The organism is Pseudomonas sp. PA-4-8C, from assembly GCF_021606625.1.
GTDB lineage: Bacteria > Pseudomonadota > Gammaproteobacteria > Pseudomonadales > Pseudomonadaceae > Aquipseudomonas > Aquipseudomonas lactis.
In genome coordinates, this window is record NZ_WKCD01000528.1 from 1 (window position 1) to 1,442 (window position 1,442).

The following is a 1,442-nucleotide window of genomic DNA, read 5'->3' on the forward strand; positions in this document are numbered from 1 at the left end:
AGGCCGGGCGCGGCAAGGTCGACTTCTAGGCGTCGCGTGTTTCGCGGGCCTTGGGCGCCTGCCGGTACAGGTAGACGCTCAGCAGCAAACCGGCGAAAGCGGCGAGGGCGGCGAACAGGAAGATCGAGGCAAAGCCAAAACCTGCCGCCACGGCGCCCGCCAGTGGCCCGGTGATGCCCAGGGACAAATCGATAAACAGCGAATAGGCGCCCACCGCCGAGCCACGGCTGGAGGCCGGCACCAGGCTGACCGCCTCTACCCCCAACGCCGGCAACACCCCGGAAAAGCCGAAGCCCCTCAACGCCGCACCCGCCAACGCCAGCTGGGCATCCGGCGCCAGCCACAGCAACAGCAGGCCCAGCACTTCCACCGACAGGCAAGCGATGGCGACGCGAAACCCGCCAATGCGGTTGATCAAATTACCAAACAGCAAGCGCGCGCCGATAAAGCTGGCACCGAACAGGCTCAAGGCCCACACCGCGTTATCCCAGTGCTGGGTGCTGTAATACAACGTGATAAAGGTGGCGATGGTGCCAAAGCCGATGGAGCCCAGCGCCAGCGCGCAACCATGGGGCAGCACGCGGCCCAGCACATTCATGAACGGCAAACGGATGCCGGGCACAATCGGCGCGGCTTGTTTTTTCCAGGCCAACAACACACCCAGCACGGCCAACAGAATGATGCTGACGCCCATGCTCCACAGTCCCAAGTGGCTGACCAGCAGCACCCCCAACGGTGCGCCGACGGCCAACGCGCCGTAGCTGGCGATGCCGTTCCAGGAAATAACCTTGGCCGTGTCTGCCGCGCCGACACGGCCAATGCCCCAGCCAATCGCGCCCGAACCCACCAGGCTTTCAGCGCTGCCCAGTACCAGCCGACCGATCAGCAGACAGCCGAGGCTGAAGGCCGGCAGGCTGGAGAACCACGCCGCCAGCAACATGAATACGCCGCTCAAACCGCAGCCCACCAGGCCGATCAGCACGGCGCGCTTGCTGCCCAGGTTGTCGATGATCTTGCCGGCATAGGGGCGGCTCAGCAGGGTAGCCAGGTATTGCACGCTGATTACCAGCCCGGCGATAACGGCGCCATAGCCCAGTTGGCTATGCACATAACCGGGCAATACGGCCAGGGGGATGCCGATATTCAGGTAGCCGATAAAGGTAAACAGCACGATGGAAACGACTTGCAGCGTGACCGCCATAGGGCGCTGGGTATCTGGCATGGGAGAGATCCACTGTCGCAGCAGGTAAAGATAGGCTGCTAATGATACCGGCGCGCAGGCCGAGCAGGGCGGCAAAAATGTAAAACGTCAGATCTAAAGCCGATCAAGCGTGGGCGGGGGCCAGCAATTGGGTGGTCACCAGGGCCGCCAGGGCGTTTTCCTGGGTGCCGAAGCGCTTGAGCAGTGCCGCTTGCTTGTCGGCACTGAGGCGGTTCCAGAC

At 63.5% G+C, this 1,442-nt stretch carries 1 protein-coding gene; it reads right to left on the reverse strand.

What is annotated here, in order from left to right:
* Positions 1-25: 25 nt before the first annotated feature.
* A complete protein-coding gene (locus GIW04_RS30685) occupies positions 26-1,222 on the reverse strand; it encodes an MFS transporter (protein ID WP_236479608.1) in 1,197 nt (398 codons plus the stop codon).
* Between the last annotated feature and the right edge of the window lie 220 nt (positions 1,223-1,442).

What these genes read in the sequence shown, in the direction of transcription:
- GIW04_RS30685 (WP_236479608.1), bottom strand. Translation starts at nt 1,222, where the DNA reads ATGCCAGATACCCAGCGCCCTATGGCGGTCACGCTGCAAGTCGTTTCC.